The following is a 25,874-nucleotide window of genomic DNA, read 5'->3' as shown; positions in this document are numbered from 1 at the left end:
GTTAGGATGGCAACCTTCCGCTCCAACGGCCACGCCGTGGCCCCACCAAGACCTGCTCCCATGAGGGCGGGCTGCCTTGTTTTCCTCATTGCTGGTACTGCCTTCCATGAAAGCTTTGCAAAGCCGGGATGTCCTGGCCCTTGGATTCATGACGTTCGCGTTGTTCGTCGGCGCGGGCAACATCATCTTTCCCCCGATCGTCGGTCTGCAGGCGGGCGAGCACGTCTGGAGCGCCGCCCTGGGCTTTCTGCTGACCGCCGTCGGCCTGCCGGTGCTGACGCTGATCGCCCTGGCGCGGGTCGGGGGTGGCATGGACGCCCTGAGCAAACCGCTCGGCCAGACCGCCGCCCGCACCCTGGCCATCGTCTGCTACCTGTCGGTGGGTCCGCTGTTTGCCACGCCGCGCACCGCTACCGTGTCCTTCGAGGTCGGCGTCGCGCCGCTGCTCGGTAACGGACCCATACCGCTGTTCCTCTACAGCCTGGCCTATTTCCTGGTGGTGCTGGTGGTCTCGCTCTATCCGGGACGCCTGCTCGACACCGTGGGGCGCTTTCTTGGTCCGCTGAAGATTCTGGCGCTGGCAGTGCTGGGCGGCGCCGCGCTGTTCTGGCCGGCTGGCGGTCCTGCCACGGCGGCACCGGACTACGCCTCGCGGGCGCTGTCCCAGGGCTTCGTCAACGGCTACCTGACCATGGATACCCTGGGTGCCCTGGTATTCGGCATCGTCATCGCCAACGCCATTCGTGCCCGTGGCGTGACGGCGCCGCAGCTGCTGACGCGCTACACCATCATCGCCGGCCTCATCGCCGGGGCAGGGCTGGTGCTGGTCTACCTGAGTCTGTTCCAGCTCGGCGCCGGCAGCGGGGTGCTGGTGCCCCATGCCAGCAACGGCGCCGAGGTTCTGCATGCCTATGTGCAGCACACCTTCGGCAGTGTCGGCAGCGACTTCCTCGCGGTGCTGATCACCCTGGCCTGCCTGGTGACGGCGGTGGGCCTGACCTGCGCCTGTGCGGAGTTCTTCAGCGAATTCCTGCCGTTCAGCTATCGCAGTCTGGTGGTCCTGCTGGCGGCGTTCTCGCTGCTGGTGTCCAACCTGGGACTGACCCAGCTGATCCAGATCTCGGTGCCGATCCTGACCGCCATCTATCCGCCCTGCATCGCCCTGGTGGTGATGAGCTTCTTCACCGCCCGCTGGGCGGCGCCCGGGCGCATCCTCGGGCCGGTGCTGCTGGTGGCTCTGGCCTTCGGCATCCTCGATGGCCTGCAGGCGGCGCACCTGACGGTGCCCTATCTGAGCGGTGCCGTACAGTGGCTGCCGCTGGCCGACTCGGGGCTGGGCTGGCTGTTGCCGGCCGTGGTGGTGGGCCTGGTCGCCCTGACGCTGGTAAGTCTGAAGCGTGGCGGACGTGCGCCTGAGGGTGAAGCCGAACCGGATCCCTCGCGCTCCTGAATCAGCCGCCCACAAAAAAGCCCGCCTAAGCGGGCTTTTTTCGTATCTAGACAGCTTACGGCTTGGGCTGGGTAGCCGGCGCGTTGCCGTTGGCGGTACCGGTGGCCGGGCTGACCGAGGTGGCTTCGCCTTTGGATTGTTCCTTGGCAGCCTCGTTGGCGGCTTCGTTGCGCTGCTCAGCGGCCTTGTTGCTCTGCTCAGCGGCTTTGTTCAGGTTTTCCTGGGCTTTCTGTTCGGTCTTGGCAGCATCCTGAGCCTTGTTTTCGGAAGGCTTGTCACAGGCGGCGAGGCCGAAGGCGGCAGTGAAGAGCAGGGCAATAGCGAAGGGCTTTTTCATGTGTTTTCTCCTTATGAACTACACGACAGCCGTTCGAGCGCCCCATTAAAAGTTAAGTTCCGCGTCTAGCCCAGGCATCGCGCAAATTCCTACTTGCGTCGCGAACCGAGCGCGCCAAGGTTGAAATGTCATCGGGCGCCCCCATCTCCGCGACATCGCCAGGCATCTGGTGCGTACCTATCGATAGCGGAGTTCGTAGCATGAGTGTGGAGACTCAAAAGGAAACCCTAGGCTTCCAGACCGAAGTGAAGCAGCTGCTTCACCTGATGATTCACTCGCTGTATTCCAACAAGGAAATCTTCCTGCGCGAATTGATTTCCAACGCCTCCGACGCGGCCGACAAGCTCAGATTCGAGGCCTTGTCCAAGCCCGAACTGCTCGAAGGCGGGGATACGCTGAAGATTCGCCTGAGCTTCGACAAGGAGGCCGGCACGGTCACCCTCGAAGACAACGGCATCGGCATGAGCCGCGAAGAGGTGATCGCCCACCTCGGCACCATCGCCAAGTCCGGTACCGCCGATTTCCTGAAGAATCTCAGCGGCGACCAGAAGAAGGATTCCAACCTCATCGGTCAGTTCGGCGTGGGCTTCTACTCGGCGTTCATCGTCGCCGATCAGGTCGACGTCTACACCCGCCGTGCCGGCCAGCCCGCTGCCGAAGGCGTGCACTGGTCGTCGAAGGGGGAAGGGGAGTTCGAGGTCGCCAACATCGACAAGCCCGAGCGCGGTACTCGCATCGTGCTGCACCTCAAGCCCGAGGAAACCGAATTCGCCGATGGCTGGCGCCTGCGCAACGTGGTCAAGAAGTACTCCGACCACATCGGCCTGCCCATCGAGCTGCCCAAGGAGCAGCAGGGTGGCGAGGACGAGCAGTCGGTCGCCGCCGAATGGGAGACCGTCAACCGTGCCAGCGCGCTCTGGACCCGTCCGCGTACCGAACTCAAGGACGAGGACTACCAGGAGTTCTACAAGCACGTCGGCCATGACTTCGAGAATCCCCTGACCTGGAGCCATAACAAGGTCGAGGGCAAGCTCGAATACACCTCGCTGCTGTACGTGCCGGCCCGTGCGCCCTTCGATCTCTACCAGCGTGAAGCGCCCAAGGGCCTGAAGCTCTATGTGCAGCGCGTCTTCATCATGGACCAGGCCGACCAGTTCCTGCCGCTGTACCTGAGATTCATCAAGGGTGTGGTGGATTCCAACGACCTGTCGCTGAATGTGTCCCGCGAGATCCTGCAGAAGGATCCGGTGATCGACTCCATGAAATCGGCGCTGACCAAGCGCGTGGTGGACATGCTCGAGAAGCTGGCCAAGAGCGAGCCGGAGAAGTACCAGTCGTTCTGGGGCCACTTCGGCCAGGTGCTCAAGGAAGGTCCGGCGGAAGACTTCGCCAACCGCGAGAAGATCGCCGGTCTGCTGCGTTTCGCCTCGACCTACAATGGAGACGATGCCCAGAACGTGTCCCTGGCCGACTACATCGGCCGGATGAAGGAAGGTCAGGACAAGATCTACTACCTGACCGGCGAGAGCCATGCCCAGATCAAGAACAGCCCGCACCTGGAAGTCTTCCGCAAGAAGGGTGTCGAGGTGCTGCTGCTGACCGATCGCATCGACGAGTGGCTGATGAGCTATCTCACCGAATTCGACGGCAAGCACTTCGTCGATGTCGCCCGTGGCGATCTGGATCTCGGCAAGCTCGACAGCGAAGAAGACAAGCAGGCTCAGGAAGAGGTCGCCAAGACCAAGGAAGGCCTGGTGGAGCGCCTCAAGCAGGCCCTGGATACCCAGGTCAGCGAAGTCCGCGTGTCCCATCGCCTGACCGATTCGCCGGCGATCCTGGCCATCGGCGAGCAGGATCTCGGCATGCAGATGCGCCGCATCCTGGAAGCCAGTGGTCAGAAAGCGCCGGATTCCAAGCCGATCTTCGAGATCAATCCGCAGCACCCGCTGATCGAGAAACTCGATGGCGAGCCCGACGAGGACCGCTTCGCCGACCTGTCGCACATCCTGTTCGATCAGGCTGCGCTGGCCGCGGGCGACAGCCTCAAGGATCCCGCCGCCTATGTCCGCCGGTTAAACAAACTGCTGGTGGAATTGTCCGCTTGAAGATGGAGAAGCCCGCCTCGGCGGGCTTTTTCTTATCTACCCTTTGGAGGGCCCCATGGTCGAAGTCACTGTAAAACCCGTTGCCTACGAAATCGATGGTCAGCCGTTCGAGAGCCAGCTGGTGTACGCCACCAGCGGTAATCCGACCCGTCCGGGCGTGCTCTTCGCGCCCAACTGGATGGGGGTGTCCCATGGCGCCGTCGACCAGGCCAAGGCGCTGGCCGAGGCCGACGGCCTGGCTTACCTGGTCGTGGATTTCTACGGTCGCAATGTGCGCCCGCAGAGCGCCGACGAGGCCCTGGCGGCCATGACGCCGATCCGCGGTGATCGCGCGCTGTTGCGCCAGCGCATGCAGGCGGCTCATGCGGCGCTGGTCGCCCAGGCCGAGACAGCGGCGGTGGACGTCCACCAGATCGCTGCCATCGGCTTCTGTTTTGGCGGCTGCGCGGCGCTGGAACTGGCGCGCGATGGGGCGCCGCTGAGCGCCGTGGTGACCTTCCACGCCAATCTGGATACGCCCAGCCCGGCCGATGCGGCCCGTATCACCGGTCCGGTGCTGGTGCTGCACGGCGCCGCCGATCCCATGGTGCCGGACGAGCAAGTCACCGGCTTCCGCCAGGAGATGGATGCCGCCCAGGTGGATTGGCAACTGCTGAGCTATGGCGGCGCGGTGCATTCCTTCACCGATCCCGAAGCCAACAATCCGGGCAAGCAGCAGTATCACCCGGTGGTGGCCAAGCGTGCCTTCCTGGCGATGCACAACCTGTTCGACGAAGTCTTCGCCCAGGGTTGACGGCTTTCGCTGTCTGCCGGAGCCCGGGTCGGGCCCGGCAGGCTCAGCCGCGGATGACTTCCTGGGTGAAATCCAGGGGGCCGCGGCAGCGGCGGCACAGATAGCGCCGTCCCTTGCGCACCAGGGCGTGACGCTGGGCGGTGAATTCGAAGCGACCGTCCGGACAGTTGCAGCGATACAGGTACAGGGTACGAGCCCGTTGCGGCAATTCGTAGGTATGGCAGCGATCCGGCGGCAGGCCATAGACGCCGCGCATGATCAGCTGCCACTCCTCGCCATGGGGCCTGATGCTGCCACCAAACAACTGGTGCGCCACCAGATGCGCAACCTCGTGGGCCACGGTCTGTTCGAGGAAGTGAGCGCGATTTTGCTGATAGAGCTGCCCGTTGAATCTCAAGCGGTTCTCGGTGAGATGGGCGACGCCGGCGCGCTGGCCGCGCAGGGCCAGGCCGACGTCAGGGCGCGGGAAGCGACGTTTGAAGAAGGCCTCGGCCTGCCGATAGCAGTCTTCGACCCGGGCGTGGAGTTGTTCAGGCATGGGCAACCTCTGGCGAGGCGGGTGATTATGCCGAAGCTGGTGCCTGCGCCCTAGCGTCCGCGGTCGGCTGATGCCCATAGTGCCGCCTCAGCGTATCCATGGCCGCGTTGATGGTCTGCAGCCGACCGGTGCTGCCGCCACGATCCGGATGGTGCCGACTGGCGAGCTGGCGATAGCGGCGGCGGATCTGGCCGTAGTCCGCCGAACGATCCAGGCCGAGCAGGCGCAGGGCTTCCAGCAGTTCGGACTCGCCATTGACCAGTGCCCAGAAGTGATTGAGCAGGTTGGCCACGTCTTCCGGCGTGGTGGTCTCCAGCTGGGTGAGATCCAGGTAATAGGCGCGCAGCGGATCGGCCACGATCAGCCCGGGCCGGGCGCGCAGATAGGGCCGCAGTTCGATGCGCAGGGCGCTGATGATCAGTTCGGCGCGCTGTTCGGCACGCAACTGGTCGCGCAGCTGGTAGAGGGCGTTGAAGACGCGGAAATGCAGGCGGAAGAGTTCGTAGTTGTCGGTCACCGGGCGCGGCGGCACCAGGGGCGAACCCGCCCGGCGCAAGGCCTGCAGCAACTCGTACTCCGACAGGCTGGTCTGGGCCCCGAGCAGTTCCTGATGGAGCGCCGTCATGAGCGCCTGGGTTGCGCTCATGGCTGCCGGTCGCCGCGGACTGACGTTCGGGGTAGGGCGGCGGAAGCTTTGCGCGTAAAATGCCGGCCTTTCGTTTTTTCCTTTCGCGGATTCATCCATGGGCACCCTTTCGGTCAACCAGAACAAGCTGCAAAAACGCCTGCGCCGTCTTACCGGCGAAGCCATCGCCGACTACAACATGATCGAGGACGGCGACAAGGTCATGGTCTGCCTGTCCGGTGGCAAGGACAGCTACACCCTGCTCGACATGCTGCTCTATCTGCAGAAGGTCGCGCCGATTCGCTTCGAGATCGTGGCGGTCAACCTCGACCAGAAGCAGCCGGGCTTTCCTGAACACGTTTTACCCCAGTATCTGCAGGAACTGGGGGTCGAGTACCACGTTCTGGAACGTGATACCTATTCCGTGGTGAAGGAAAAGATCCCCGAGGGCAAGACCACCTGTTCGCTGTGCTCGCGCCTGCGCCGGGGCATCCTCTATACCTTCGCCGACGAGATCGGCGCGACGAAGATGGCGCTCGGCCATCATCGTGATGACATGGTAGAAACCTTCTTCCTCAATTTGTTCCATGGCGGCACCCTCAAGGCCATGCCGCCCAAGTTGCGCGCCGATGACGGCCGCAATGTGGTGATCCGCCCGCTCGCCTACTGCAACGAGAAGGACATCGAGGCCTACGCCGTCCTGCGCGAATTCCCCATCATTCCCTGCAACCTTTGCGGCTCCCAGGAAAACCTGCAGCGCAAGGTGGTCAAGGAGATGCTGCTGGAGTGGGAGCGCAAGACGCCGGGGCGCACCGAGATCATGTTCCGCGCCCTGCAGAACGTGGTGCCCTCGCAGCTGGCCGATCGCGAGCTGTTCGACTTCGCCAGTCTCAAGATCGATGACAGCGCGACGCCGCGCTTCGTCCAGGTGATGAATCTCTGATGCGGGACTACGCCTGGCTGCTCGAATACGCCCTCAACCGCTGTGGCTCGCGCGCGGCCCTGGAAGCGCGCCTGCCGCAACCGGTGGACGCCGCGACCCTGAGGTCCGTGGGCGATGACCGCTATCTGTCGCTGCTGACCCGCCGCATCTTTCGCGCCGGACTCAAGCACAGCCTGGTGGATGCCAAGTGGCCGGCCTTCGAGGAGGTCTTCTTCGGTTTCGATCCGGAGAAGGTGGTGCTCATGGGTGGCGAACGCCTGGAGCGACTGATGCAGGATGCACGGCTGATCCGCCACCTGGGCAAGTTGCGCAGCGTGCCGATCAACGCCCAGATGGTGCTCGACTTCCAGCGCAGCCACGGCAGCTTCGGTCAGTTGCTGGCCGAATGGCCGACAGAGGACATCGTTGGCCTGTGGGAGCTGCTGACCAAGCGTGGCAACCAGCTGGGCGGCCTGTCGGCGCAGCGCTTCCTGCGCATGGCCGGCAAGGACACCTTCCTGGCGACCGACGATGTGGTGACGGCGCTCAAGGCGCAGAACATCCTCGACAAGGCGCCCTCCGCCAAGCGTGATCGGCAGAAGATGCAGGAGGCCTTCAATCTCTGGCAGGAACAGAGCGGGCGTCCGCTCTGCCAGCTGTCGGTGATGCTGGCCCTGACGGTGAATCATTGACTGACGCCCTGGCCCGCGCCCGGGGTCTGCTCGCGCGGGCCGGGCGGATGCTGTTCATCACCGGGGCTGGGCTTTCCGCCGACTCCGGACTGCCGACCTATCGCGGCCTCGGCGGGCTGTACAATGGCCTCACCGAGGAAGGCATCCCCATCGAGGCGGCGCTGTCCGGCAGCATGCTCCGGCAGCGTCCGGAGCTCTGCTGGCGCTATCTGGCGCAACTCGGCCGCGCCTGCGCCGCGGCCGTGCCCAATGCGGCGCACCAGGCGATCACCGATTTCGGCGTTCGACATCCCGGCAGCTGGGTACTGACACAGAACATCGACGGCTTTCATCGCCAGTCGGGTTTTCCATCGGAGCGGCTGATCGAGATTCACGGACAACTGGAGCCGCTCGCCTGCATGAGTTGCGCGCAGGCCGTGGAGGAGGCTCAGGATTACCTGGCCGGTCCGTTGCCGCCGCGGTGTCCCTCCTGCGGCGGCATGTTGCGGCCACCCGTGGTGCTGTTCGAGGAAGCCTTGCCGGTCACCGAACTGCAGCGTCTGCAGGAGGCGGTGGAGGAGGGCTTCGACCTGGTGATCGCCGTCGGCACCACGGCTGCCTTCGGCTATATCCAGGCGCCGATCGGGCAGACCCTAGCGCAGGGTGGTGACCTCATCGAGATCAACCCGGACCGTTCGTCGCTGAGTGGCCTGGCGACCGTTCAACTGGAAAAAAGGGCCGTAGACGTCCTTCCTCGGCTTTTGAGTCACATCGAGCGCTAAAAAAACTTGCCATCTGTGATCCAGGTCGGCAAGGTGTCGAAACTTTGAAAAAACGACACGGTCGTGCCCATGCCAAGGAACCGCCTCGCACCCCTCGTGCCCCTGTCTTTTGTCTGTCTGCTCGCCGCCTGTGCGAGTGCGCCGCAAAGTCCCGATGCCGTCGTTAGCCAGGATTCTTCCAATACTTCCCGGACGTTCCAGACCGCTTCGCTGCATGGCCTGGGTAGCGCTGGCAACGGCTCCGCGCCTGTGGAGGCCGAGGGTGCTCAGCAGCGTCCGGTCTTTCCCCATACCCAGTCGCCGCATCAGCTCGACTGGGAGCGCGAGGTCGGCCCGCGCCAGGCGCTGCCGAATCTGGCGGACCAGATCCTCAATCGTGCCACCCAGCTGGTGGGGACGCCCTATCGCCGTGGCGGCAGCACCCTGGCCGGTTTCGACTGCAGCGGTTTCGTCAATTACGTCTTTCGTGAGCGCGCCGGCATGACCCTGCCGCGCTCCACCCGCGAGATCATCGATCTCGAAGTGCCGGTAGTCAGCAAGAACGATCTGGAACCTGGCGATCTGTTGCTGTTCAATAGCAACGGCCGTGGTCGGGTCAGTCACACCGGTATCTACATGGGCGAAGGCAAGTTCATCCATTCCTCCAGTCGTCGTAGCGGCGGGGTGCGGGTGGACAGCCTGAACGACCAGTACTGGAAGGTGAGTTTCCTGGAAGGCAAGCGCGTATTGCGCTGAGGCGTATCGCCGCGATCTTCGCCGGTGCGCTTCGAGGACCCGTCGAGGCTGCGTGGCAGGCCGACGGTGATCGATGGATAACTAAGGATGTCGCCAATGCCGCATGCGGCTCGCCTCGGATTGTATTGCGCCTTTGTACTGCTGGCCGCCTGTGCCGGCAGGCCGCCCCAGGCCCCCGCTCCGGCCGCCCCGGTCGTCTCCCGTCCCCTGCTGGAAAGCCAGGCCCAGGCGGCCAACGATGTACTCTTTCGGGCCATCGGCCTGGTCGGCACCCCCTATCGCTACGGCGGCAACACCCCGGCCGGTGGCTTTGACTGCAGCGGTCTGATCGGCTACGTCTATCGCGATGCGGCTGGCGTGACCCTGCCGCGCTCGACCCGCGAGATGATCACCCTCGGCTCGCCCAATGTGGCGCGCAACGCCCTGCAGCCCGGTGATCTGATCTTCTTCGCCACCGCCGGTGGCCGTCAGGTCAGCCATGCCGGTATCTATGTCGGGGAGGGGCGCTTCGTCCATGCGCCGCGTACCGGCGGTACCGTGCGCCTGGACAGCCTTGCCAAGCCCTACTGGCAGAACAGCTATCTGCAGGCCAAGCGCGTGCTGGTCACGCCGAGTCTCGCCGGCGGCTATTGAACCCCGTTTCGCCCGGGCCGCTCGAATGGGTATCCAGCCCGTGCGGAGCCCATCATGCCCCAGGCGATACGTCTGCCGCCCCAGCCGGCTCGCTGCGAGCTGTGCGGTCGGGCGGCGCCGCTCACCCGCCATCATCTGATCCCTCGCTCGCTGCACGACAAGGCCTACGTGCGCAAGAGATTCGACCGCATCAGCCGGATCACCGCCACCCTCTGGGTCTGCCGACCCTGCCACAACCATATCCACCAGACCTTCGACGAAAAGACCCTGGCGCTGGAATACAACAGCCGCGAATTGCTGCTCAGCGATCCGCGCATTCGCCAGTTCGTCGACTGGCTGGCGGCCAAGCCCGATGGCTTCGTGCCCAAGCGTTGAGTAATACCACCCCTATAGTGTGGTGCGGTTTGAGGGCTTCCTTCCTATGCGAAGGGTGGGTAATCAGGGTCCGAGGCGGGCAGCGTTCCAGGGCACGCATCAGGACGCAGTCGGACCAGGGTGGGAATGTAAAGGCCGTCGTCAAGGTGCGGGTCGAAACTGTCGCCTGCATCTCACCTCCGGGGGCGAACGTCACGGCGGCTTGCCGCTGCGATTAGGATGAAGGCAAAGCCACGGCGGAATCGGCCAGTCCGGTTCGACTTCACGAGGAGAGCTGATGAGATCCCTGGCCCTGCCCCTGCTGGCGGGGATGCTGCTCCTGTCCACCAGCGCGCTGGTCCGCGCCGACGAGGCAAACCTGGCGCGTGGCGAATATCTGACCCGCCTGGGCAATTGCCAGGGCTGCCATACCCGTCCCGATGGCGCGCCCTTCGCCGGGGGCGTCGCCTTCGAAACGCCTTTCGGGCGTCTCTATTCGAGCAACATCACCCCGGATCGCGAGCACGGGCTGGGTAACTGGACGGCAGACGACTTTCGCCGGGCCTTGCATGAAGGTATCGGGCGCGAGGGTGAGCAGCTCTATCCCGCCTTTCTCTATACGGCCTTTACCCGCTTGAGCGACGAGGACGTCGCGGCCATCTTCGCCTATCTACAGGTCCAGCGCCCCGTACCCTATGCACCGCCGGCCAACGCGCTGCGCTTTCCCTTCGATCAGCGCGCGCTGATCCGTGGCTGGAAATGGCTGAACTTCCGTCAGGGTCCGCTGCCCGCCGTGGCGGACGCTCAGGTGGCGCGGGGCGCCTACCTGGCGGAGGCGGTGGGACACTGCCAGGAGTGCCATACGCCGCGGACCTGGAGCCAGGGTCTCGACAGCGGTCGGGCCTATGCCGGCGCGACCCAGCAGGGCTGGACGGCCTGGAATCTCACCGCGGATGCCCGCGGCCTTGGCGGCTGGAGCGATGCCAAGCTGGCCAGCTATCTGCGCGAAGGGCATCAGCGTGGCGAAGCCGTGGCAGCGGGACCCATGGCCGAGGTGGTGAGTGGCGGTACCCGTCATCTGAACGATGCGGACCTCGGCGCCCTGATCGCCTATCTGCGGACCGTGCCGGCGCAGCCCGGAGCGGTGCCGGCGCGGGCCGAGGTGCAGCCGCCCGGGGAAACTGGGCCGCTCACCGCTGCCGAGGCGGAAAGCGCGGCCTTGCTGCAATCCGCCTGCGCCAGCTGTCATGCCCCGGACGACCGGGGGCCGGCCGGTCCCTATCCGCGCTCCTTCAGCAACTATTCGGCGGTGCGCGATCCCGCGGGGACCAACCTTGTACGCGTCCTGCTCGACGGCCTCGATCGCCAGGGGCGGACCGAGCACGCCTTCATGCCAGCCTATCGGGACGTGCTCAGCGATCAGCAACTGGCCGATCTGGCCACCTACATCGGCCGCCGCTTTGTCGGCCACGCCGCCGACATCCGTGCTGCGGACGTGGCGGCTGCGCGCGAAGGAGAGAAATAGCGGTGGCGGCCATCGAATTGAAGGTCAATGGCGAGCAGCGACAACTCGACGTCGATCCGCGCATGCCCTTGCTGGAGGCCTTGCGTGACGAACTGGGTCTCAAGGGGCCGAAGTTCGGCTGCGGCCTGGGCGAGTGTGGCGCCTGTACGGTGCTGGCGGATGGCAAGCCGGTGCGTGCCTGTCTGCTGCCGGCAGTCTCCTTTGCCGGTCGTGAGCTGCTGACCCTGGAAGGTCTGGGTACGCCTGAGGCGCCCCATGCGGTGCAGCGGGCCTTTATCGAGGAACAGGCGGCGCAGTGCGGCTATTGCATCCCCGGCATGGTGATGACCGCCCGGGCGCTGCTCGAACGCGTGCCCGATCCCAGCGATGCGCAGATCCGCCAGGCGCTGGCGGCAAACTTCTGTGGCTGCGGTACCCACTATCGCATCCTGCGGGCGGTCAAGCGGGCGGCAGTGCTCCTGCGCGACGGGCAGGCTCCGGCATGACGCTGTCACGCCGCACCTTTCTCGGCGGCAGCGCAGTGCTGCTGCTGGGCTTCAGCCTGCAGCGGCCGATCGCCGCCCAGGTGCTGCCCACACCGGCTGACCCGGCTGACCTGGCCAAGACCCTCGATCAGCGCCAGCTGGACGCCTGGCTGGCGGTGGATGCCCAGGGCCAGGTCACCGTCTACAGCGGCAAGGTGGAATTGGGTACCGGGGTCGGCACGGCGCTGCGGCAGATCGTGGCCGAGGAGCTTTGCGTGGCCTTTGCCGCCACCCGGTTGATCCAGGGCGATACCCGGCTGACCCCGGACCAGGGCATCACCGCCGGCAGCAAGAGTCTGCAGGTGGGTGGCGCCCAGTTGCGCAAGGCCGCCGCCAGTGCACGGCAATTCCTGTTCCTGGAAGGGTCGCGGCGCCTGGGGCTGGATCTGGCGGTGGTGGACACGGTGGATGGTCGCGTGGTCTATCGCGGCGACCCCACCGGGCGCTCTGTCAGCTATGGCGAACTGGTGGGTGGACGGCCCCTGGGACGATTGGTCAATCAGGCCGTGCGTACCCGCGCCGTCAAGGATTACCGCCTGGTCGGCACCTCGGTGCCGCGCGAGGATATCCCCGCCAAGCTGTTTGGCAGCTTCGACTATGTCCATGACCTGCGCCTGCCCGGCATGCTGCACGGCTGCATGGTACGGCCACCCTGCACCGGTTCGGCGCGGTTGGCGGGGGTGAGCCTGCGCGGTATCGATGCCAGTGCTCTGCCGGCTGGCGCTCGGCTGGTGTACGAGGGCGCCTTCGTCGCGGTGGTGGCCGAGCAGCCCTGGCTGGCGCGGCAGGGCGCGGCGGCGCTGCGGGTGGACTGGAGCCTGGTGCCGGACCTGCCGCTGCCGGGCGAACTCTATGCCCGGTTGGAAGCCAAGGCCGGACCGGCCGACATCCAGCAGGAGGCCGGTGACGTTGAAGGCGAATTGGCGAATGCCGCGCAGCGGCTGGACGCCGAGTATCGCTGGCCCTATCAGAACCATGACTCCATCGGTCCCTCCTGCGCGGTGGCGGATGTGCGTGCCGACGGCGCCACGGTCTGGAGCGGTACCCAGGGTGTCTATCAGCTCCGCGCAGCACTGGCGGATCTGCTGGCGCTGCCGGAAGACAGCATCCATGTCATCTATCAGCAGGCTTCGGGTTGCTATGGCCATAACGGCGCCGATGACGCGGCGGCCGATGCGGCGCTGCTCTCCAAGCTGTGCGGCCGTCCGGTGCGGGTGCAGTGGAGTCGGGCCGACGAGCACGGCTGGAATCCCAAGGGCCCGGCCATGCTGCTGCGTCTGGCGGGTGGCCTGAGCGCGGCTGGTGATCTGCTCGCCTGGCGCTTCGCCAACTGGACGCCTACCCACCTGACCCGACCCAATGGCCAGACCGGCAAGGCGGCGCTGCTCGCCGGGCAGCTGGCCTACAACCTGCCCCTCAAGGGTGGGCGGGGCGGTGGCAATCGCAATGCGCCGCTGGACTACGACCTGCTCAACGTCCAGGTGGCGACCCATTGGCTGGAAGCCGGGGATTCGCCGCTGCGACCCTCGGCCCTGCGCGCCCTGGGAGCGGTCGGCAATACCTTTGCCAACGAATCCTTCATGGACGAGCTGGCCCTGGCCGCCGGGGTCGATCCGCTGGAATTCCGCCTGCGCTATCTGCAAGACCCTCGCGCACGGGCGGTGCTGCAGGCCGCCACCGCCAAGGCCGGTTGGCAATCACCCACCCGGCAGGAAAAGGCCTGGAACGGTGCCCTGGCGAAAGGGCAGGGGCTGGCCTTCCTGCACTACGAAAACGAGAACGCCTATGTGGCCGCGGTGGTCGAGGTGGCGGTGAGCGAGGCGACGGGGATCCGGGTCACCCGCGTGGTGGTGGCCCATGACTGCGGTCTGATCGTCAATCCGGATGGCCTGCGCAATCAGCTGGAAGGCTGCGTGATCCAGGGCATCGCCCGGACCCTCAAGCAGGCGGTGCGTTTCGATCACCAGGGAGTGACCAGCCTGGAGTGGGGTGCCTATCCGCCGCTGACCTTCAACGAATTGCCCGAGCTGGAACTGGAGCTGATCGATCGGCCGGAAGAACCGGCGGTGGGGGCCGGGGAAGCCACCACCGCGGCCATCCCCGCGGCCATCGCCAATGCCGTGGCGGCGGCGACCGGTCTGCGCCTGCGCGAGGTACCGCTGAATCGCCAGCGTCTGCGCGAGGCGCTGGCCGCTAGCCGCTAGACGCGTTTCAGCCGCTGCTTGAGGAACAGCGCGGCGCCGGCGCCCAGCACGGCGATGATTGCCGCGCCGATCCACAGCGACTCGTTGCCGGCGAAGCTGAAGTGGTTGGCGCCCTTGGCCGCCAGATAACCCGGGCCCATCATCAGCGGCGCCCAGACGATGGCCGAAAGCACATTGGCCGACTGGAAGCGCAGCTGGTTCATCGCCATCATCCCGGCCACTAGGGGCACGGTGTTGCGGATCATGGTCAGGAAGCGTCCGCCGAATACCGCGAAGAAGCCATAGCGGCGAAAGAACAGTCGGGTCCTGGCCACCTGCTTGCGATAGCGGCGAAAGGGCGGGCGGTGGACGATACTGGGACCGAGCCAGCGGCCGATGATGTAGGAGCAGATGTCGCCGAGAATGGCGCCGACGATGGCGGCCAGCACCAGCGGCACCGGCGAGAGCACCCCTGAGCCGGCCAGGCCGCCGACCACCAGCAGCAGGGCCGTGGCCGGAATGAAGACGCCCAGCAGCACCAGGGATTCGCCAAAGGCGAGCAGGCCGACGAGCAGCGGCGCCCAGGCCTGGTGGGTTTCGATAAAGCCAAGCAGCGATTGCGTCAGGGATTCCATGGGAGGCCACTCTTGCCGAAAGTCCTAAGACTACGTGGCGCCCGTGGCCTGCCAGCCGTTTCAACAGCTTGAATCAATTTGCATTGCTGAAAGTGCGCAGGAGCGCGCATCGGCGCCCCCGACTGAACGCCTCAGCTTTTCGCCAGAGCCTCCTGAGCAGCCTGCCAGCGCAGTGCGTGGCGCTCGCCGACGACGAAACGATCGCCCTGAAAGTCCCAGCGTTCCACGTCCACGGTCTTTTCCGCCCCTTCGCCGACCAGCAGGCGATTGAAGGAGTTGGGCGAGGTGCCGCGCACGCGAGAGGAGAGGGCGGTGCCAGCCTGGACGATCCAGACCTCGCGGGGCAGGGTGGGGTACTGGCGACTCAGCGGCAGCACATAGGGCAGGTGGATATGCCCCCCCATCACCAGATCCAGTCCGGCGTCGGCCCAGGTGGCCAGGGCGTGATCGGCGTTGTGCTGCAGATTGCTCAGGTCACTGAGTTCGAGGGCGCCGAAGGGCTGGTGGGCGATGACGATGCGCAGCTTGCCCGGACCGGCGCGGCGCAGGCGCTCAGCCACCCGCTCGATCTGCTCGGTACTTACCGCGCCATCCTTGTGGCGTTGGGGGGCGGTGGTGTTGAGCCCGACCAGCAACAGCTCGTCGTTTTCGAAACTGGGCTCCAGATCCTGGCCGAAATGGCGGCGATAGTTGCCATAGGGCGTCAGGAAACGCGCGAAGACGTTGTACAGCGGCAGGTCGTGATTGCCCGGGATCACCAGGGTTTGCGGAATGCCATGGCTTTCCAGGCGTTCGACAAAAGTCTTGGCGGCGGCGAATTGTTCGCGCCGGGCGCGCTGGGTGATATCCCCGGAGAGGATGAGGACATCGGCGCCGTGTTCGCGGACATGGGCTTCCAGAGCCGCGACCACGGCGGGTTGCTCGGTGCCAAAGTGGGTATCGGAGATTTGCAGGAGGGTCGTCATGAGGACCTGGTTTCCAACGGATTCCCCTTTACGACCGCAACGGGCGCCAAGCTATCCGGCAAAAGCTAGTTAGACTTCGCCGTCGTGGTGCCAGGCGTCATGCAGCTCGGAGGCGTTGGCTTCGCCGACTTCGGTGCGGGCCTTGAGCCAGTCCAGCAGGGCGGTACGGTCTTCCGCGGTGGGCGAGGTGTAGCGCTTGTTGGCCATGATGGTGCCTTCGACCCAGGCGTTGTCGAAGCCGCCGATGTAGTCCAGCTTGCGCTCTTCGACGTAGTCGATGAAGTCGCCCAGGAAGGTGTCCAGATCGTCTTCGCTGAGTTCGTTCTTGAAGTTCACCTTGATTTCAAAGGCCAGTTCCTGGAACTCGCCCAGGTACTGCTTCTTGCGCAGGCGACGCTTCATGCGGCTCAAACGGGGATCTTGGTTGGTATCGGTCATGGCGAAGGCCTGGATATCGATTAAAGGGCGGGCATTATCCCTGGCGTCGACGGGTAATGCCAATGCCGACCGCTCCAGCGGTGGGTCGGCCGGGCCATTTTACCTGCGACCGGAGCGCGCAGTAGCGGAAAGACCTGCTCAGGCCGCCATGGCCGCGCAGGCATCGGCGCAGGCTTCGCAGGCCCGGGCGCAGGCCTGGCAGTGATCGGCCTTGTGCTTGCCGCATTCGGCGGCGCAGGCGCGGCAGGTGGCCAGGCACAGAGCGCAGGCTTCGGCGATGCGGTCGCTATTACGCTGCATGAAGGTGGCGGCCAGGCGGCAGGCATCGGCGCAGTCGCGGTCCAGGCGGACGCAGTCGCGCATCATGTCCAGATTGGCTTCGCCCAGGCAGGCGCTGGCACAGCTTTCACAAGCGGCGGCGCAATCGAGACAGGCCTTGATACAGGCGGCGAGGGTGGCATCGTTCATCCGGTAGCTCCTGGTGAGGGGTGCCTAGGGTGGACCCGGTCGGCTGGCGCCGAGTTCGGCCGGTGCGATCGATTGACGCTCTCCCGGGTAGTCCGTACCCTGCGCCCTTGCACGTGGTGCCCCGCCTCGCCGGGGTGAAACAGGGAAGCCGGTCGAGCCGGCGCTGCCCCCGCAACGGTAGTTGAGCAGTAGCTGCGCGAGACCCACTGGCCCTGGCCGGGAAGGGGCGCAGCGGATGTCCCCAGGGCATCGGCTCACCAGCCCGGAGACCGGCCACGCTTGCGTTCATCTCGGCGATGCGGAGGGCGTCGCGCGGCGTCGCCACCTGCCTTGCGCGGGCGGCGTCTCTGCCCGTTTCTCCGCCGCGCCCGCACCCGGAGAACCACCCATGACCGATAGCCCCGATTCGACCAGCCCCGAGCGCGACGAGCGCCACCGTGCGCGCATGGTGCGCAAGAAGGCGGTGATCGACGCCCGCATCGCCGAAGCCCAGGACGAGCGCGGCCTGCTGCTGGTCCACACCGGCATCGGCAAGGGCAAGAGCAGCTCGGCCTTCGGCATGGCGGCGCGTGCCCTCGGCCACGGCATGAAGGTGGGCGTGGTGCAATTCATCAAGGGCCGCCGCGACACCGGCGAGCAACTCTTCTTCAGGCGCTTCCCGGACGAGGTGCGCTACCACGTCATGGGCGAGGGCTTCACCTGGGATACCCAGGACCGGGCCCGCGACCTGCAGTCGGCTGCCGCGGCCTGGGCGGTGGCGGTCGAGCTGCTGCGCGATCCGGCCATCGGCCTGGTGCTGCTGGACGAACTCAACATCGCCTTCAAGCACGGCTATCTGGACGTCGACCAGGTGCTGGCCGATCTGGCCGGGCGTCCGGCCCATCAGCACGTGGTGGTGACGGGCCGCGGTGCGCCGCCGGCGCTGGTCGAGGCGGCCGATACCGTGACCGACATGAGTCTGGTCAAGCATGCCTTCCAGGCCGGCGTCCGCGCCCAGCAGGGCATCGAATGGTAGGCAAGACGCGGCTTTGCCCGGCGCTGCTGATCGCCGCTCCGGCCTCCGGTCAGGGCAAGACCAGCGTCACCGCCGCCATGGCCCGGTTGCACGCCCGCCAGGGGCGGCGGGTACGGGTGTTCAAGTGCGGTCCGGACTTTCTCGATCCGATGATCCTCGCCCGCGCCAGCGGCGCACCCGTCTACCAGCTCGATCTGTGGATGATCGGCGAGGCCGAGAGCCGGCGCCTGCTGTGGGAAGCGGCGGGGGAGGCCGATCTCATCCTCATCGAAGGCGTCATGGGCCTGTTCGACGGCCAGCCCTCGGCGGCCGACCTGGCCGAGCGCTTTGGCGTACCGGTGCTGGGAGTGATCGACGCCGCCGGCCTGGCGCAGACCTTTGGCGCCCTGGCCTATGGCCTGGCCCACTATCGGCCGGGCCTGCCCTTCGCCGGGGTGCTGGCCAATCGCAGTGGCAGTCCGCGGCAGACGCAGCTGATCCGCGGCAGCCTGCCGGCGGGCATGACCTTCTTTGGCAGCCTGCCGCGCGATGTCGGCATCGAGTTGCCCAGTCGTCATCTGGGGCTGATCCAGGCCGACGAGGTCACCGACCTGGATCGTCGCCTGGACACGGCGGCCGATGCCCTGGGCGCCAGTTCCACCCTCGAAGTGCCGCCGCCGGTGGCCTTTGCCGCACCGCCGCCGACCGTGGTCGAGCCGCTGCTGGCGGGGGTGCGAATCGGCGTGGCCCGGGATGCGGCGCTGGCCTTCATCTACCAGGCCAATCTCGATCTGCTGCGCGCCCTGGGCGCCGAGCTGCAGTTCTTTTCCGTGCTCACCGACACGGCGCTGCCGGCGGTGGACAGCCTCTATCTGCCCGGCGGCTATCCCGAGCTGCACCTGCAGACGCTGTCCAACAACCTGGGCATGCGTGCGGCCATTCGCGCCCACCATGCGGCCGGCAAGCCGATCCTCGCCGAGTGCGGCGGCATGCTCTACCTGCTCGACGAACTGACCGACAAGGCCGGCGAATCCGCCAGCCTGCTCGGCCTGCTGTCGGGCAGCGCGCGGATGCAGGCGCGCCTCACCGCCCTGGCCTTGCAGTCGGTGGAGTTCGCGCAGGGCACCCTGCGTGGCCACACCTATCATCACTCGGCCCTGGAGTCACCCGAGGTTCCCTGGGCGCGCGGGCTGTGCCCCAACGGCAAGGCGGTGGCCGAGGCGGTCTACCGCGACGGTCGCCTCACCGCCAGCTATATTCACTTCTACATGCCGTCGGCACCCGCCGCGGCCGCCGCGATGCTCAAGCCGTGACCACGACCCCCTATACCCCCGCCGAACAAGCCGCCGTCTACCGAGCCATCGCCGAGCGCCGCGACATGCGCCACTTCTGCGGTGGCGAGGTGCCCCCCGAGCAACTGGCCCGCCTGCTCGGTGCCGCCCACCAGGCGCCCAGCGTCGGGCTGATGCAGCCCTGGCGCTTCCTGCGCATCAGCGATCCGGCCCTGCGCCAGCGCCTGCACGAGCTGGTGGAAGAAGAGCGCTGCGCCACCGCCGACGCCCTCGGCGAGCGCAGCGACGACTTCATGAAGCTCAAGGTGCAGGGCATCCTCGATTGCGCCGAGGTGCTGGTGGCCGCGCTCATGGACGGCCGCGAAGCCCACGTCTTCGGCCGCCGTACCCTGCCGGAGATGGACCTCGCCTCGCTGTCCTGCGCCATCCAGAATCTCTGGCTGGCGGCGCGCTGCGAAGGCCTGGGCATGGGCTGGGTGTCGCTGTTCGAGCCGGAAGCCGTGCGCAGCCTGCTGGAGATGCCGGAAGGCTCGCAGCCGGCGGCCATCCTCTGCCTGGGACCGGTGGAAGCCTTCTATCCGCGCCCGATGCTGGAAGAGGAGGGCTGGCGCCAGGGGCGGCCGCTGGAGGAGCTGGTCTTCGAGAATCGCTGGGGCCAGAAACCATGATGCTGGCCTTCGCGGTCGTCAGCGGCATGCTGCTCGACCTGCTGTTCGGCGAACCCCGCCGCGCCCACCCCCTGGTGCTGTTCGGGCGCCTGGCCGACAGCCTCGAAGCCCGCTTCAATCCCGGTGGCCGTGGCTGGCGCAGCCATGGCGTGGTGGCCTGGAGCCTGGCCGTGCTGCCCTGGGTGCTGCTCACCGCCTTGCTCTGCCAGCTCGACTGGCTGGCCTGGATCATCCAGCCCCTGGCGCTGTATCTGGCCGTGGGACTGCGCAGCCTCGGCGAGCACGCCGAGCCGGTGGCGCGCGCCCTGCAACGCAACAACCTGCCCGAGGCACGGCGCCGGGTCGGCTACCTGGTCAGTCGCGAAACCAGCGAACTGGACGAGACCGCCGTGGCCCGCGCCGCCACCGAATCGGTGCTGGAGAATGGCAGCGATGCCGTCTTCGCCGCGCTGTTCTGGTTCGCCCTGCTGGGTGCCCCGGGCGTGGTGCTCTATCGCCTGGCCAATACCCTGGACGCCATGTGGGGCTATCGCACGCCGCGCCTGGAGCGTTTCGGCTGGGCCGCGGCGCGCCTGGACGATGTCCTCAACTATATTCCCGCGCGCCTGGTGGCCCTGACCTATGCCGGTCTCGGCCGCTTCTGGAGCGCCATCGAAAGCTGGCGCACCCAGGCACCGCTGTGGGACAGCCCCAACGCCGGTCCGGTGATGGCGGCCGGTGCCGGCGCCCTGGGCGTGAGCCTGGGCGGCCCGGCTCGCTACCACGGCGAATGGCACGAGCGTCCGCTGCTGGGCCGCGGTCCGGCGCCGACCTTCCTGGCCATCACCCGTGCCCTGAAACTGGTGCGCCGTGGCGCCTGGTTATGGACCGCGCTGATCGCCCTGGGAGGACTGCTGCTTGCTTGAGCATGGCGGTCGACTGCGGCGCGCGGCGCGCAGCTACGACATTCCCCTGGGCGACTGGCTGGACCTGTCCACCGGCCTGGCCCCCTGGCCCTGGCCGCTGCCGGAGATTCCGGCCAGCGCCTGGGCCCGGCTGCCGGAGCCCGATGACGGCCTGGTGGAGGCTGCCGGTGCCTGTTACCGGGCCAGCGCGCTGCTGCCGGTGGCCGGTTCCCAGGCCGCCATCCAGGCGCTGCCGACCCTGCGCGCACCCGCGCGGGTCGCGGTACTGGCGCCCTGCTATGCCGAACACGCCCTGGCCTGGCGTCGCGCCGGGCACGAGGTGCTGGAGTGGGGCGAAGCCCGGATCGCGATCGACCTCGACCAGCTGGACGTGGTGGTGGTGGTCAATCCCAACAATCCCACGGGCGCGCGCCTGTCGCCGGCCCGGCTGCTGGACTGGCACGCCCGCCTCGAACGCCGCGGTGGCTGGCTGGTGGTGGACGAGGCCTTCATGGATCCCACCCCGGCAGCGAGTCTTGCACCCTTCAGCGATCTGCCCGGGCTGATCGTGCTGCGCTCCTTTGGCAAGTTCTTCGGACTGGCCGGGATGCGCCTGGGCTTCGTGCTGGCGGCGCCGAGCCTGCTGGCGCAGCTGGACGAGCAACTGGGTCCCTGGACGGTGAACGGCCCCAGTCGTCATCTCGCCCGGCAACTGCTGGCCGATCAGCCGGGCCAGCAGCGTCAGCGCGAGGCGCTGCTCAAGGCCGGTGAGCGCCTGGCGGCGTTGCTGGCCCGGCACGCCCTCGCGCCCAGCGGTGGCTGCGCCCTCTTTCAATTGCTGCAGCGCGCGGATGTCGCGGAGCTGCACGAACACCTGGCCCGCCAGGCCATCCTCACCCGCCTGTTTCCCGCGCTTGGCGCCCTGAGATTCGGTCTGCCCGGCGACGAGTCCGGCTGGCAGCGCCTTGACCAGGGGCTCGCCAGCTACCGGAGTCCCCTATGAGTACGCTGATGGTGCAGGGCACCACCTCCGACGCCGGCAAGAGCACCCTGGTGGCCGCCCTGTGCCGCTGGCTCCATCGCCAGGGCGTGGCCGTGGTGCCCTTCAAGCCGCAGAACATGGCGCTCAACAGCGCCGTGACCGCCGATGGCGGCGAGATCGGCCGGGCCCAGGCGGTCCAGGCCCAGGCCTGTGGCCTGGCGCCCCATACCGACATGAATCCGGTGCTGCTCAAGCCCAACACCGATGTCGGCGCCCAGGTGATCATCCACGGTCGCGCCGTCACCAGCATGGATGCCAAGGCCTATCACGCCTACAAGCCGATAGCCCGGGAGGCGGTGCTGGCCTCCCATGCCCGCCTTTCGGCGGGCTATCAGGTGGTACTGGTGGAGGGCGCCGGTTCGCCGGCCGAGATCAACCTGCGCCAGGGCGATATCGCCAACATGGGCTTCGCCGAGGCGGTGGACTGCCCGGTGCTGCTGGTGGCCGACATCGACCGCGGCGGCGTCTTCGCCCATCTGGTCGGTACCCTCGACCTGCTCGAACCCAGCGAACAGGCGCGCGTCGCCGGCTTCATCATCAACCGCTTCCGCGGTGACCTGGCGCTGCTGCAACCCGGGCTGGACTGGCTCGAAGCCCGTACCGGCAAGCCGGTGCTCGGCGTGCTGCCCTATCTGCACGACCTGCACCTGGAAGCCGAGGATCGCCTGGCCACCGGCCAGGTCGCCAAGCAGGGACCACGCCTGCGGGTGGCGGTGCCGGTGATGCCGCGATTGAGCAACCACACCGATTTCGATCCCCTGCGCCTGCATCCCCAGGTGGAGTTGCTGTTCGTCCGCCAGGGCGAAGAGCTGCCCGCCGCCGACCTGATCATCCTCGGCGGCTCCAAGAGCGTGCGCAGCGACCTGGCCTTCCTGCGCGCCCAGGGCTGGGACGCGGCCATCACCCGCCACCTGAGATACGACGGGCGAGTGCTGGGCATCTGTGGTGGCTTCCAGATGCTCGGCGAGCGGATCGCCGATCCTCTCGGGCTGGAAGGCGCGCCGGGTGACAGCGCCGGTCTGGGCCTGTTGGCCATGACCACCGAACTGGCGGCGGAAAAGCAGCTGCGCAACGTGCATGGCTGGCTGAGCGACGGCGACGCCGAGGTGGCCGGCTACGAGATCCATGCCGGTGTCAGCCAGGGCCCGGCCCTGGAGCGGCCGGTGCTGCGCTTCGCCGATGGCCGCGTCGATGGCAGCCTCAGCGACGACGGCCAGGTGCTGGGCACCTACCTGCACGGCCTGTTCGAATCGCCCGCCGCCAGCGTTGCCCTGCTGCGTTGGGCGGGTCTCGCCGAACCGCAGCAGCTGGACTACCACGCCCTGCGCGAGCGCGATCTGGAGCGTCTGGCCGATCTGGTCGAACACCATTTGGACACCGGGCGCCTGCGCGCCCTCTGCGAGCTCTAGATGCGCGAACTCATCCTCGGTGGCGCTCGCTCCGGCAAGAGCGCCCTGGCCGAGCGCCTGGCCGCCGAGTCCGGCCTTGCCGTCACCTATATCGCCACCGCCGGCGGCAGCGACGCCGAACTGGCCCGGCGCATCGAACGCCATGCCGCCCGCCGACCGGCGCACTGGGCGCTGGTGGAAGAACCCCTGGCGCTGGCCGAAAGGCTGGAGGCTCTGGCGACGCCGGATGCCTGCCTGCTGGTGGACTGCCTGACCCTCTGGCTGACCAATCTGCTCTTGCTCGACGATCCCCGGCGGCTAGACAGTGCCTGCGCGGAACTGCTCGACGTCGTGCCGCAGTTGCCCGGCCACCTCATCTTCGTCAGCAACGAAACCGGTCTGGGCGTCGTCCCACTGGGCGAGCTGACGCGCCGCTATGTCGATGCCGCCGGCGAATTGCACCAGGCCCTGGCCGCGCGCTGCGAGCGCGTGGTGCTGACCGTCGCCGGTCTCCCCCTGACCCTCAAAGGAACCCCGCTATGAGCATGCCCTGGTGGCAAGGACCCTGCCGCCAACCCGATACCGCCGCCGCCGAAGCCGCGCGCCAGCGGCAGGCGGTATTGACCAAGCCGAGCGGTTCGCTTGGCGATCTGGAAGTGCTGGCCATCCAGCTGGCGGCCCTTCAGGGCACGCCGCGGCCACTGCTGCAGCGGACCGCCATCGCCGTCTTCGCCGGTGATCACGGGGTGGTGGAAGAGGGCGTCTCGGCCTATCCGCAATCCGTGACCGCCGAGATGGTGCGCAACTTCGTGCGTGGCGGAGCCGCCATCAGCGTGCTCGCCCGGCAGCTGGACGCCGCCCTGGAAGTCATCAACCTGGGTACCGTCACGCCGCTGGAAGCCCTGCCCGGGATCATCGACCTGCCCCTGGGGCGCGGTACCGCCAACTTCACCCTGACCCCGGCTATGACCCATGACCAGTGCCAGGCCGCGCTGCAGGCCGGGCGCGACGCCGTCCTGCGCGCCTGCGCCGGGGGTGCCGATCTGTTCATTGGCGGCGAGATGGGCATCGGCAACACCACCGCCGCCAGCGCCATTGCCAGTGTGCTGCTGGATACCTCGCCGCTGGCCCTGGCCGGGCCCGGTACCGGCCTGGACGCCGATGGGGTGGCGCGCAAGGTGGCGGTCATCCAGCGCGCGCTGCTGCGCCATGGCGACGCCCTGGACGATCCCTACGAGCTGCTGCGCCGCCTGGGCGGCTTCGAGTTGGCCGCCCTGACCGGTGCCTATCTGGCCTGTGCCCAGCAGGGCCTGCCGACCCTGGTGGACGGCTTCACCTGCTCGGTGGCAGCGCTCTGCGCCCAGCGCCTGCAACCCGCTACCCGCGACTGGCTGCTGTTCGCCCACTGCGGCGCCGAGCCCGGCCATGCCGCGGTGCTGCTGGCGCTGGGCGGCGAGCCGCTGCTGGATCTCGGCCTGCGCCTGGGCGAAGGCAGCGGTGCGGCGCTGGCCGTGCCGCTGCTGCAACTGTCCTGCCGCCTGCACAGCGAGATGGCGACCTTCGCCGAAGCCAGCGTCTCCAGCCGCGCCCATGACTGACTGCTGGCTGCTGCGCCATGGCGTCACCGAAGGCCCCGAAGGTTTTCGCGGACGCCTCGATCCGCCACTGGCGGAGCAGGGCTGGGCGCAGTTGCGCGCCGCCGTCGCCACGCAGCCGCCTTTCGAGCTGATCCTGACGTCGCCGCAACAGCGCTGCGCGCGCTTCGCCGAGTGGCTGGCGGCGGAGCAGGGCGCCGAGCTGGTGCTTGAAGCGGATCTGCGCGAACTGGATTTCGGCGCCTGGGAAGGCCGTAGCGCCGCGGAGCTCATGCAGGACCAGGCGGAAGCCCTGGGTCGGTTCTGGGCCGATCCCTATGCCTATACCCCGCCCGAGGGCGAGCCCGTGGCGGCCTTCGCCGAACGGGTCCTGGGGGCGGTGACGCGCTGGCGGCCCCGGCTGCAGGGCCGGCGCAGTCTGATCGTCACCCATGGCGGCGTCATCCGCCTGCTGCTGGCCCGCCAGCGGGGTCTGGCAGCCAGGGACCTGCTGCAGGTCGAGGCGCCCTACGCGACCCTGCAGCCACTGGCGCGGGAGGAAGGCTGATGCCGCTGTCCCTGCTGATCGCCGTGCAGTTTCTGACCCGCCTGCCGGTCCGCCTGCCCGGCGTGCCGCCCGCCGAGGCCGTCGGCCGCTCGGTGCTCTGGTATCCGACGGTCGGCCTGCTGCTGGGGGCGCTCCTCAGTCTGATCGCCTGGCTGGGCGCCGCGGGCGGCGTCTTCCTGCAGGCGGCCCTGGTGCTGGCCGGCTGGGTGATCCTCACCGGCGGCCTGCATCTGGATGGCCTCGCCGACACCGTGGATGCCTGGATCGGCGGCTATGGCGATCGCGAGCGGACCCTCGCCATCATGAAGGATCCGGCCTGCGGACCCATGGGCGTGCTGGCGCTGCTGCTGACCCTGCTGCTCAAGTGGAGCGCCCTGGTGGTGCTCCTGCCGCACGCGCCGGGCTGTCTGTGGCTGGCGCCCCTGGCCGGTCGCCTGGCGCTACCCTGGCTGTTGCTGACCACGCCCTATGTACGCCCTGGCGGTCTGGGCGATCTGCTCAGTCGCCACCTGCCGCGGACAACCTTGACTCGGGTGCTGCTGCTGGGTGCGCTAGCCATCCTCCTGCTGCCCCAGGGCTGGACCGCACTGCTGGTGACCGCAGTGGTCGCGCTGCTGGTGCGCCGCGCCCTGCGCCAGCGTCTCGGCGGCACCACCGGGGATACCGCCGGAGCCCTGCTGGAACTCACCGAGACCGGGGTGTTGGTCGCGCTGGCCCTGACACTGGGCTAAAAAATCGGCCCAAGCGTGAGACACCCGGGGTTTTGCGACCGCGGTCCTTG

Annotated in this window: 29 protein-coding genes and 1 riboswitch; of the genes, 22 read left to right on the top strand and 7 right to left on the bottom strand. The window is 67.4% G+C overall.

The features are described from left to right. Positions 1–106 precede the first annotated feature (106 nt). Positions 107–1,450: a branched-chain amino acid transport system II carrier protein gene (gene brnQ / locus GSQ95_RS13915; protein WP_158895477.1), complete on the top strand. Its 1,344-nt coding sequence runs from the start codon at positions 107–109 to the stop codon at positions 1,448–1,450. A gap of 55 nt (positions 1,451–1,505) precedes the next feature. On the opposite strand, the gene GSQ95_RS13910 is transcribed toward brnQ, so the two are convergent. Next, entirely contained in the window at positions 1,506–1,787 is a 282-nt protein-coding gene (locus GSQ95_RS13910; protein WP_007159246.1) for a hypothetical protein, read from the bottom strand. Between the two features lie 200 nt (positions 1,788–1,987). On the opposite strand from GSQ95_RS13910, the gene htpG reads away from it, so the two are divergent. Together htpG and GSQ95_RS13900 are read left to right on the top strand one after the other, a co-directional pair. Further along, positions 1,988–3,892 carry a molecular chaperone HtpG gene (htpG, locus tag GSQ95_RS13905; RefSeq protein ID WP_158895475.1) on the top strand — a complete coding sequence of 635 codons (1,905 nt, stop codon included), beginning with the start codon at positions 1,988–1,990 and terminating at the stop codon, positions 3,890–3,892. A gap of 55 nt (positions 3,893–3,947) precedes the next feature. Continuing rightward, the gene (locus tag GSQ95_RS13900; protein ID WP_158895473.1) at positions 3,948–4,685 is read left to right on the top strand and encodes a dienelactone hydrolase family protein; all 738 of its coding nucleotides are present in this window, start codon (positions 3,948–3,950) and stop codon (positions 4,683–4,685) included. A 43-nt stretch (positions 4,686–4,728) separates the two neighbouring features. Here the strand turns inward: GSQ95_RS13900 and GSQ95_RS13895 are convergent, their stop codons facing one another. Together GSQ95_RS13895 and GSQ95_RS13890 are read right to left on the bottom strand one after the other, a co-directional pair. Further along, positions 4,729–5,301, bottom strand: coding sequence for a SprT family zinc-dependent metalloprotease (locus tag GSQ95_RS13895; protein WP_256664586.1), 573 nt, complete (start codon positions 5,299–5,301; stop codon positions 4,729–4,731). Continuing rightward, a complete protein-coding gene (locus GSQ95_RS13890) occupies positions 5,249–5,869 on the bottom strand; it encodes a DNA-J related domain-containing protein (RefSeq protein WP_158895469.1) in 621 nt (206 codons plus the stop codon). The genes GSQ95_RS13895 and GSQ95_RS13890 overlap by 53 nt, the downstream gene beginning before the upstream one ends. A 97-nt stretch (positions 5,870–5,966) precedes the next feature. Here GSQ95_RS13890 and ttcA point away from each other — a divergent pair, with 97 nt between their 5' ends. The 9 genes from ttcA to GSQ95_RS13845 all read left to right on the top strand — a co-directional run bounded on the left by ttcA (position 5,967) and on the right by GSQ95_RS13845 (position 14,198). Further along, complete coding sequence (ttcA, locus tag GSQ95_RS13885) at positions 5,967–6,791, top strand: tRNA 2-thiocytidine(32) synthetase TtcA (RefSeq protein WP_158895467.1); 825 nt, start codon at positions 5,967–5,969, stop codon at positions 6,789–6,791. Then, a complete protein-coding gene (locus tag GSQ95_RS13880) occupies positions 6,791–7,462 on the top strand; it encodes a DNA-3-methyladenine glycosylase I (protein ID WP_158895465.1) in 672 nt (223 codons plus the stop codon). The genes ttcA and GSQ95_RS13880 overlap by 1 nt, the downstream gene beginning before the upstream one ends. Next, positions 7,459–8,223 carry an NAD-dependent protein deacylase gene (locus tag GSQ95_RS13875; RefSeq protein WP_158895463.1) on the top strand — a complete coding sequence of 255 codons (765 nt, stop codon included), beginning with the start codon at positions 7,459–7,461 and terminating at the stop codon, positions 8,221–8,223. Before GSQ95_RS13880 ends, GSQ95_RS13875 begins: the two co-directional genes overlap by 4 nt. Before the next feature lie 96 nt (positions 8,224–8,319). Next, a complete protein-coding gene (locus GSQ95_RS13870) occupies positions 8,320–8,958 on the top strand; it encodes an NlpC/P60 family protein (protein WP_158895461.1) in 639 nt (212 codons plus the stop codon). 96 nt (positions 8,959–9,054) lie between these two features. Next, positions 9,055–9,591: a C40 family peptidase gene (locus tag GSQ95_RS13865; RefSeq protein WP_068385323.1), complete on the top strand. Its 537-nt coding sequence runs from the start codon at positions 9,055–9,057 to the stop codon at positions 9,589–9,591. 54 nt (positions 9,592–9,645) lie between these two features. After that, positions 9,646–9,966 (top strand): hypothetical protein, encoded by a 321-nt coding sequence (locus GSQ95_RS13860; RefSeq protein WP_133859661.1) that lies wholly within the window; start codon positions 9,646–9,648, stop codon positions 9,964–9,966. A gap of 277 nt (positions 9,967–10,243) precedes the next feature. Next, positions 10,244–11,470, top strand: coding sequence for a cytochrome c (locus GSQ95_RS13855; RefSeq protein WP_158895459.1), 1,227 nt, complete (start codon positions 10,244–10,246; stop codon positions 11,468–11,470). 2 nt (positions 11,471–11,472) lie between these two features. Next, a complete protein-coding gene (locus tag GSQ95_RS13850; RefSeq protein WP_158895457.1) occupies positions 11,473–11,955 on the top strand; it encodes a (2Fe-2S)-binding protein in 483 nt (160 codons plus the stop codon). Further along, on the top strand, positions 11,952–14,198 hold the full coding sequence (locus GSQ95_RS13845; RefSeq protein ID WP_158895455.1) for a molybdopterin cofactor-binding domain-containing protein: 2,247 nt from the start codon (positions 11,952–11,954) through the stop codon (positions 14,196–14,198). The genes GSQ95_RS13850 and GSQ95_RS13845 overlap by 4 nt, the downstream gene beginning before the upstream one ends. On the opposite strand, the gene GSQ95_RS13840 is transcribed toward GSQ95_RS13845, so the two are convergent. The 4 genes from GSQ95_RS13840 to GSQ95_RS13825 form a co-directional block, all read right to left on the bottom strand. Then, positions 14,195–14,812: a DedA family protein gene (locus tag GSQ95_RS13840; protein WP_158895453.1), complete on the bottom strand. Its 618-nt coding sequence runs from the start codon at positions 14,810–14,812 to the stop codon at positions 14,195–14,197. The two genes, GSQ95_RS13845 and GSQ95_RS13840, sit on opposite strands and share 4 nt — an antisense overlap. A 131-nt stretch (positions 14,813–14,943) precedes the next feature. Then, a complete protein-coding gene (locus GSQ95_RS13835; RefSeq protein WP_158895451.1) occupies positions 14,944–15,777 on the bottom strand; it encodes a metallophosphoesterase in 834 nt (277 codons plus the stop codon). Between the two features lie 69 nt (positions 15,778–15,846). Next, complete coding sequence (locus GSQ95_RS13830; RefSeq protein WP_158895449.1) at positions 15,847–16,215, bottom strand: YggL family protein; 369 nt, start codon at positions 16,213–16,215, stop codon at positions 15,847–15,849. A 138-nt stretch (positions 16,216–16,353) separates the two neighbouring features. Next, on the bottom strand, positions 16,354–16,683 hold the full coding sequence (locus tag GSQ95_RS13825; protein ID WP_158895447.1) for a four-helix bundle copper-binding protein: 330 nt from the start codon (positions 16,681–16,683) through the stop codon (positions 16,354–16,356). A 97-nt stretch (positions 16,684–16,780) separates the two neighbouring features. Further along, positions 16,781–16,976, top strand: a riboswitch (cobalamin riboswitch). Between the two features lie 95 nt (positions 16,977–17,071). Between GSQ95_RS13825 and cobO the strand changes: the two genes are divergently transcribed. The 10 genes from cobO to GSQ95_RS13775 are packed head-to-tail and all read left to right on the top strand — an operon-like array spanning position 17,072 to position 25,824. Beyond that, positions 17,072–17,698 carry a cob(I)yrinic acid a,c-diamide adenosyltransferase gene (gene cobO, locus GSQ95_RS13820; RefSeq protein WP_158895445.1) on the top strand — a complete coding sequence of 209 codons (627 nt, stop codon included), beginning with the start codon at positions 17,072–17,074 and terminating at the stop codon, positions 17,696–17,698. Next, the gene (locus GSQ95_RS13815; RefSeq protein WP_158895443.1) at positions 17,692–18,990 is read left to right on the top strand and encodes a cobyrinate a,c-diamide synthase; all 1,299 of its coding nucleotides are present in this window, start codon (positions 17,692–17,694) and stop codon (positions 18,988–18,990) included. The genes cobO and GSQ95_RS13815 overlap by 7 nt, the downstream gene beginning before the upstream one ends. Further along, a complete protein-coding gene (bluB, locus tag GSQ95_RS13810; protein WP_158895441.1) occupies positions 18,987–19,637 on the top strand; it encodes a 5,6-dimethylbenzimidazole synthase in 651 nt (216 codons plus the stop codon). The genes GSQ95_RS13815 and bluB overlap by 4 nt, the downstream gene beginning before the upstream one ends. Beyond that, positions 19,634–20,542, top strand: coding sequence for an adenosylcobinamide-phosphate synthase CbiB (gene cbiB, locus GSQ95_RS13805; protein ID WP_158895439.1), 909 nt, complete (start codon positions 19,634–19,636; stop codon positions 20,540–20,542). Before bluB ends, cbiB begins: the two co-directional genes overlap by 4 nt. Further along, entirely contained in the window at positions 20,535–21,524 is a 990-nt protein-coding gene (gene cobD / locus GSQ95_RS13800) for a threonine-phosphate decarboxylase CobD (RefSeq protein WP_158895437.1), read from the top strand. The genes cbiB and cobD overlap by 8 nt, the downstream gene beginning before the upstream one ends. Beyond that, positions 21,521–22,972 (top strand): cobyric acid synthase, encoded by a 1,452-nt coding sequence (locus tag GSQ95_RS13795; protein ID WP_158895435.1) that lies wholly within the window; start codon positions 21,521–21,523, stop codon positions 22,970–22,972. The genes cobD and GSQ95_RS13795 overlap by 4 nt, the downstream gene beginning before the upstream one ends. Next, a complete protein-coding gene (gene cobU / locus GSQ95_RS13790) occupies positions 22,973–23,494 on the top strand; it encodes a bifunctional adenosylcobinamide kinase/adenosylcobinamide-phosphate guanylyltransferase (protein WP_158895433.1) in 522 nt (173 codons plus the stop codon). Next, complete coding sequence (cobT, locus tag GSQ95_RS13785) at positions 23,491–24,549, top strand: nicotinate-nucleotide--dimethylbenzimidazole phosphoribosyltransferase (RefSeq protein WP_158895431.1); 1,059 nt, start codon at positions 23,491–23,493, stop codon at positions 24,547–24,549. Before cobU ends, cobT begins: the two co-directional genes overlap by 4 nt. Beyond that, entirely contained in the window at positions 24,542–25,093 is a 552-nt protein-coding gene (locus GSQ95_RS13780; RefSeq protein ID WP_158895429.1) for a histidine phosphatase family protein, read from the top strand. The genes cobT and GSQ95_RS13780 overlap by 8 nt, the downstream gene beginning before the upstream one ends. Then, positions 25,093–25,824, top strand: a complete 732-nt coding sequence (locus GSQ95_RS13775) for an adenosylcobinamide-GDP ribazoletransferase (protein WP_158895427.1) — start codon at positions 25,093–25,095, stop codon at positions 25,822–25,824. Before GSQ95_RS13780 ends, GSQ95_RS13775 begins: the two co-directional genes overlap by 1 nt. The last annotated feature ends 50 nt before the right edge of the window (positions 25,825–25,874 follow it).

This window comes from Pseudomonas sp. BAV 4579, assembly GCF_009765395.1.
In the GTDB taxonomy this organism is placed as follows: domain Bacteria; phylum Pseudomonadota; class Gammaproteobacteria; order Pseudomonadales; family Pseudomonadaceae; genus Chryseomonas; species Chryseomonas aestiva.
Note: the sequence above shows the minus strand (reverse complement) of the source record. Positions and strands in the feature narration are given on the sequence as shown.

What these genes read in the sequence shown, in the direction of transcription:
- brnQ (WP_158895477.1), top strand. Translation starts at nt 107, where the DNA reads ATGAAAGCTTTGCAAAGCCGGGATGTCCTGGCCCTTGGATTCATGACG.
- GSQ95_RS13910 (WP_007159246.1), bottom strand. Translation starts at nt 1,787, where the DNA reads ATGAAAAAGCCCTTCGCTATTGCCCTGCTCTTCACTGCCGCCTTCGGC.
- htpG (WP_158895475.1), top strand. Translation starts at nt 1,988, where the DNA reads ATGAGTGTGGAGACTCAAAAGGAAACCCTAGGCTTCCAGACCGAAGTG.
- GSQ95_RS13900 (WP_158895473.1), top strand. Translation starts at nt 3,948, where the DNA reads ATGGTCGAAGTCACTGTAAAACCCGTTGCCTACGAAATCGATGGTCAG.
- GSQ95_RS13895 (WP_256664586.1), bottom strand. Translation starts at nt 5,301, where the DNA reads ATGGGCATCAGCCGACCGCGGACGCTAGGGCGCAGGCACCAGCTTCGG.
- GSQ95_RS13890 (WP_158895469.1), bottom strand. Translation starts at nt 5,869, where the DNA reads ATGAGCGCAACCCAGGCGCTCATGACGGCGCTCCATCAGGAACTGCTC.
- ttcA (WP_158895467.1), top strand. Translation starts at nt 5,967, where the DNA reads ATGGGCACCCTTTCGGTCAACCAGAACAAGCTGCAAAAACGCCTGCGC.
- GSQ95_RS13880 (WP_158895465.1), top strand. Translation starts at nt 6,791, where the DNA reads ATGCGGGACTACGCCTGGCTGCTCGAATACGCCCTCAACCGCTGTGGC.
- GSQ95_RS13865 (WP_068385323.1), top strand. Translation starts at nt 9,055, where the DNA reads ATGCCGCATGCGGCTCGCCTCGGATTGTATTGCGCCTTTGTACTGCTG.
- GSQ95_RS13860 (WP_133859661.1), top strand. Translation starts at nt 9,646, where the DNA reads ATGCCCCAGGCGATACGTCTGCCGCCCCAGCCGGCTCGCTGCGAGCTG.
- GSQ95_RS13855 (WP_158895459.1), top strand. Translation starts at nt 10,244, where the DNA reads ATGAGATCCCTGGCCCTGCCCCTGCTGGCGGGGATGCTGCTCCTGTCC.
- GSQ95_RS13845 (WP_158895455.1), top strand. Translation starts at nt 11,952, where the DNA reads ATGACGCTGTCACGCCGCACCTTTCTCGGCGGCAGCGCAGTGCTGCTG.
- GSQ95_RS13840 (WP_158895453.1), bottom strand. Translation starts at nt 14,812, where the DNA reads ATGGAATCCCTGACGCAATCGCTGCTTGGCTTTATCGAAACCCACCAG.
- GSQ95_RS13835 (WP_158895451.1), bottom strand. Translation starts at nt 15,777, where the DNA reads ATGACGACCCTCCTGCAAATCTCCGATACCCACTTTGGCACCGAGCAA.
- GSQ95_RS13830 (WP_158895449.1), bottom strand. Translation starts at nt 16,215, where the DNA reads ATGACCGATACCAACCAAGATCCCCGTTTGAGCCGCATGAAGCGTCGC.
- GSQ95_RS13825 (WP_158895447.1), bottom strand. Translation starts at nt 16,683, where the DNA reads ATGAACGATGCCACCCTCGCCGCCTGTATCAAGGCCTGTCTCGATTGC.
- cobO (WP_158895445.1), top strand. Translation starts at nt 17,072, where the DNA reads ATGACCGATAGCCCCGATTCGACCAGCCCCGAGCGCGACGAGCGCCAC.
- GSQ95_RS13815 (WP_158895443.1), top strand. Translation starts at nt 17,692, where the DNA reads ATGGTAGGCAAGACGCGGCTTTGCCCGGCGCTGCTGATCGCCGCTCCG.
- cbiB (WP_158895439.1), top strand. Translation starts at nt 19,634, where the DNA reads ATGATGCTGGCCTTCGCGGTCGTCAGCGGCATGCTGCTCGACCTGCTG.
- GSQ95_RS13795 (WP_158895435.1), top strand. Translation starts at nt 21,521, where the DNA reads ATGAGTACGCTGATGGTGCAGGGCACCACCTCCGACGCCGGCAAGAGC.
- cobU (WP_158895433.1), top strand. Translation starts at nt 22,973, where the DNA reads ATGCGCGAACTCATCCTCGGTGGCGCTCGCTCCGGCAAGAGCGCCCTG.
- cobT (WP_158895431.1), top strand. Translation starts at nt 23,491, where the DNA reads ATGAGCATGCCCTGGTGGCAAGGACCCTGCCGCCAACCCGATACCGCC.
- GSQ95_RS13780 (WP_158895429.1), top strand. Translation starts at nt 24,542, where the DNA reads ATGACTGACTGCTGGCTGCTGCGCCATGGCGTCACCGAAGGCCCCGAA.
- GSQ95_RS13775 (WP_158895427.1), top strand. Translation starts at nt 25,093, where the DNA reads ATGCCGCTGTCCCTGCTGATCGCCGTGCAGTTTCTGACCCGCCTGCCG.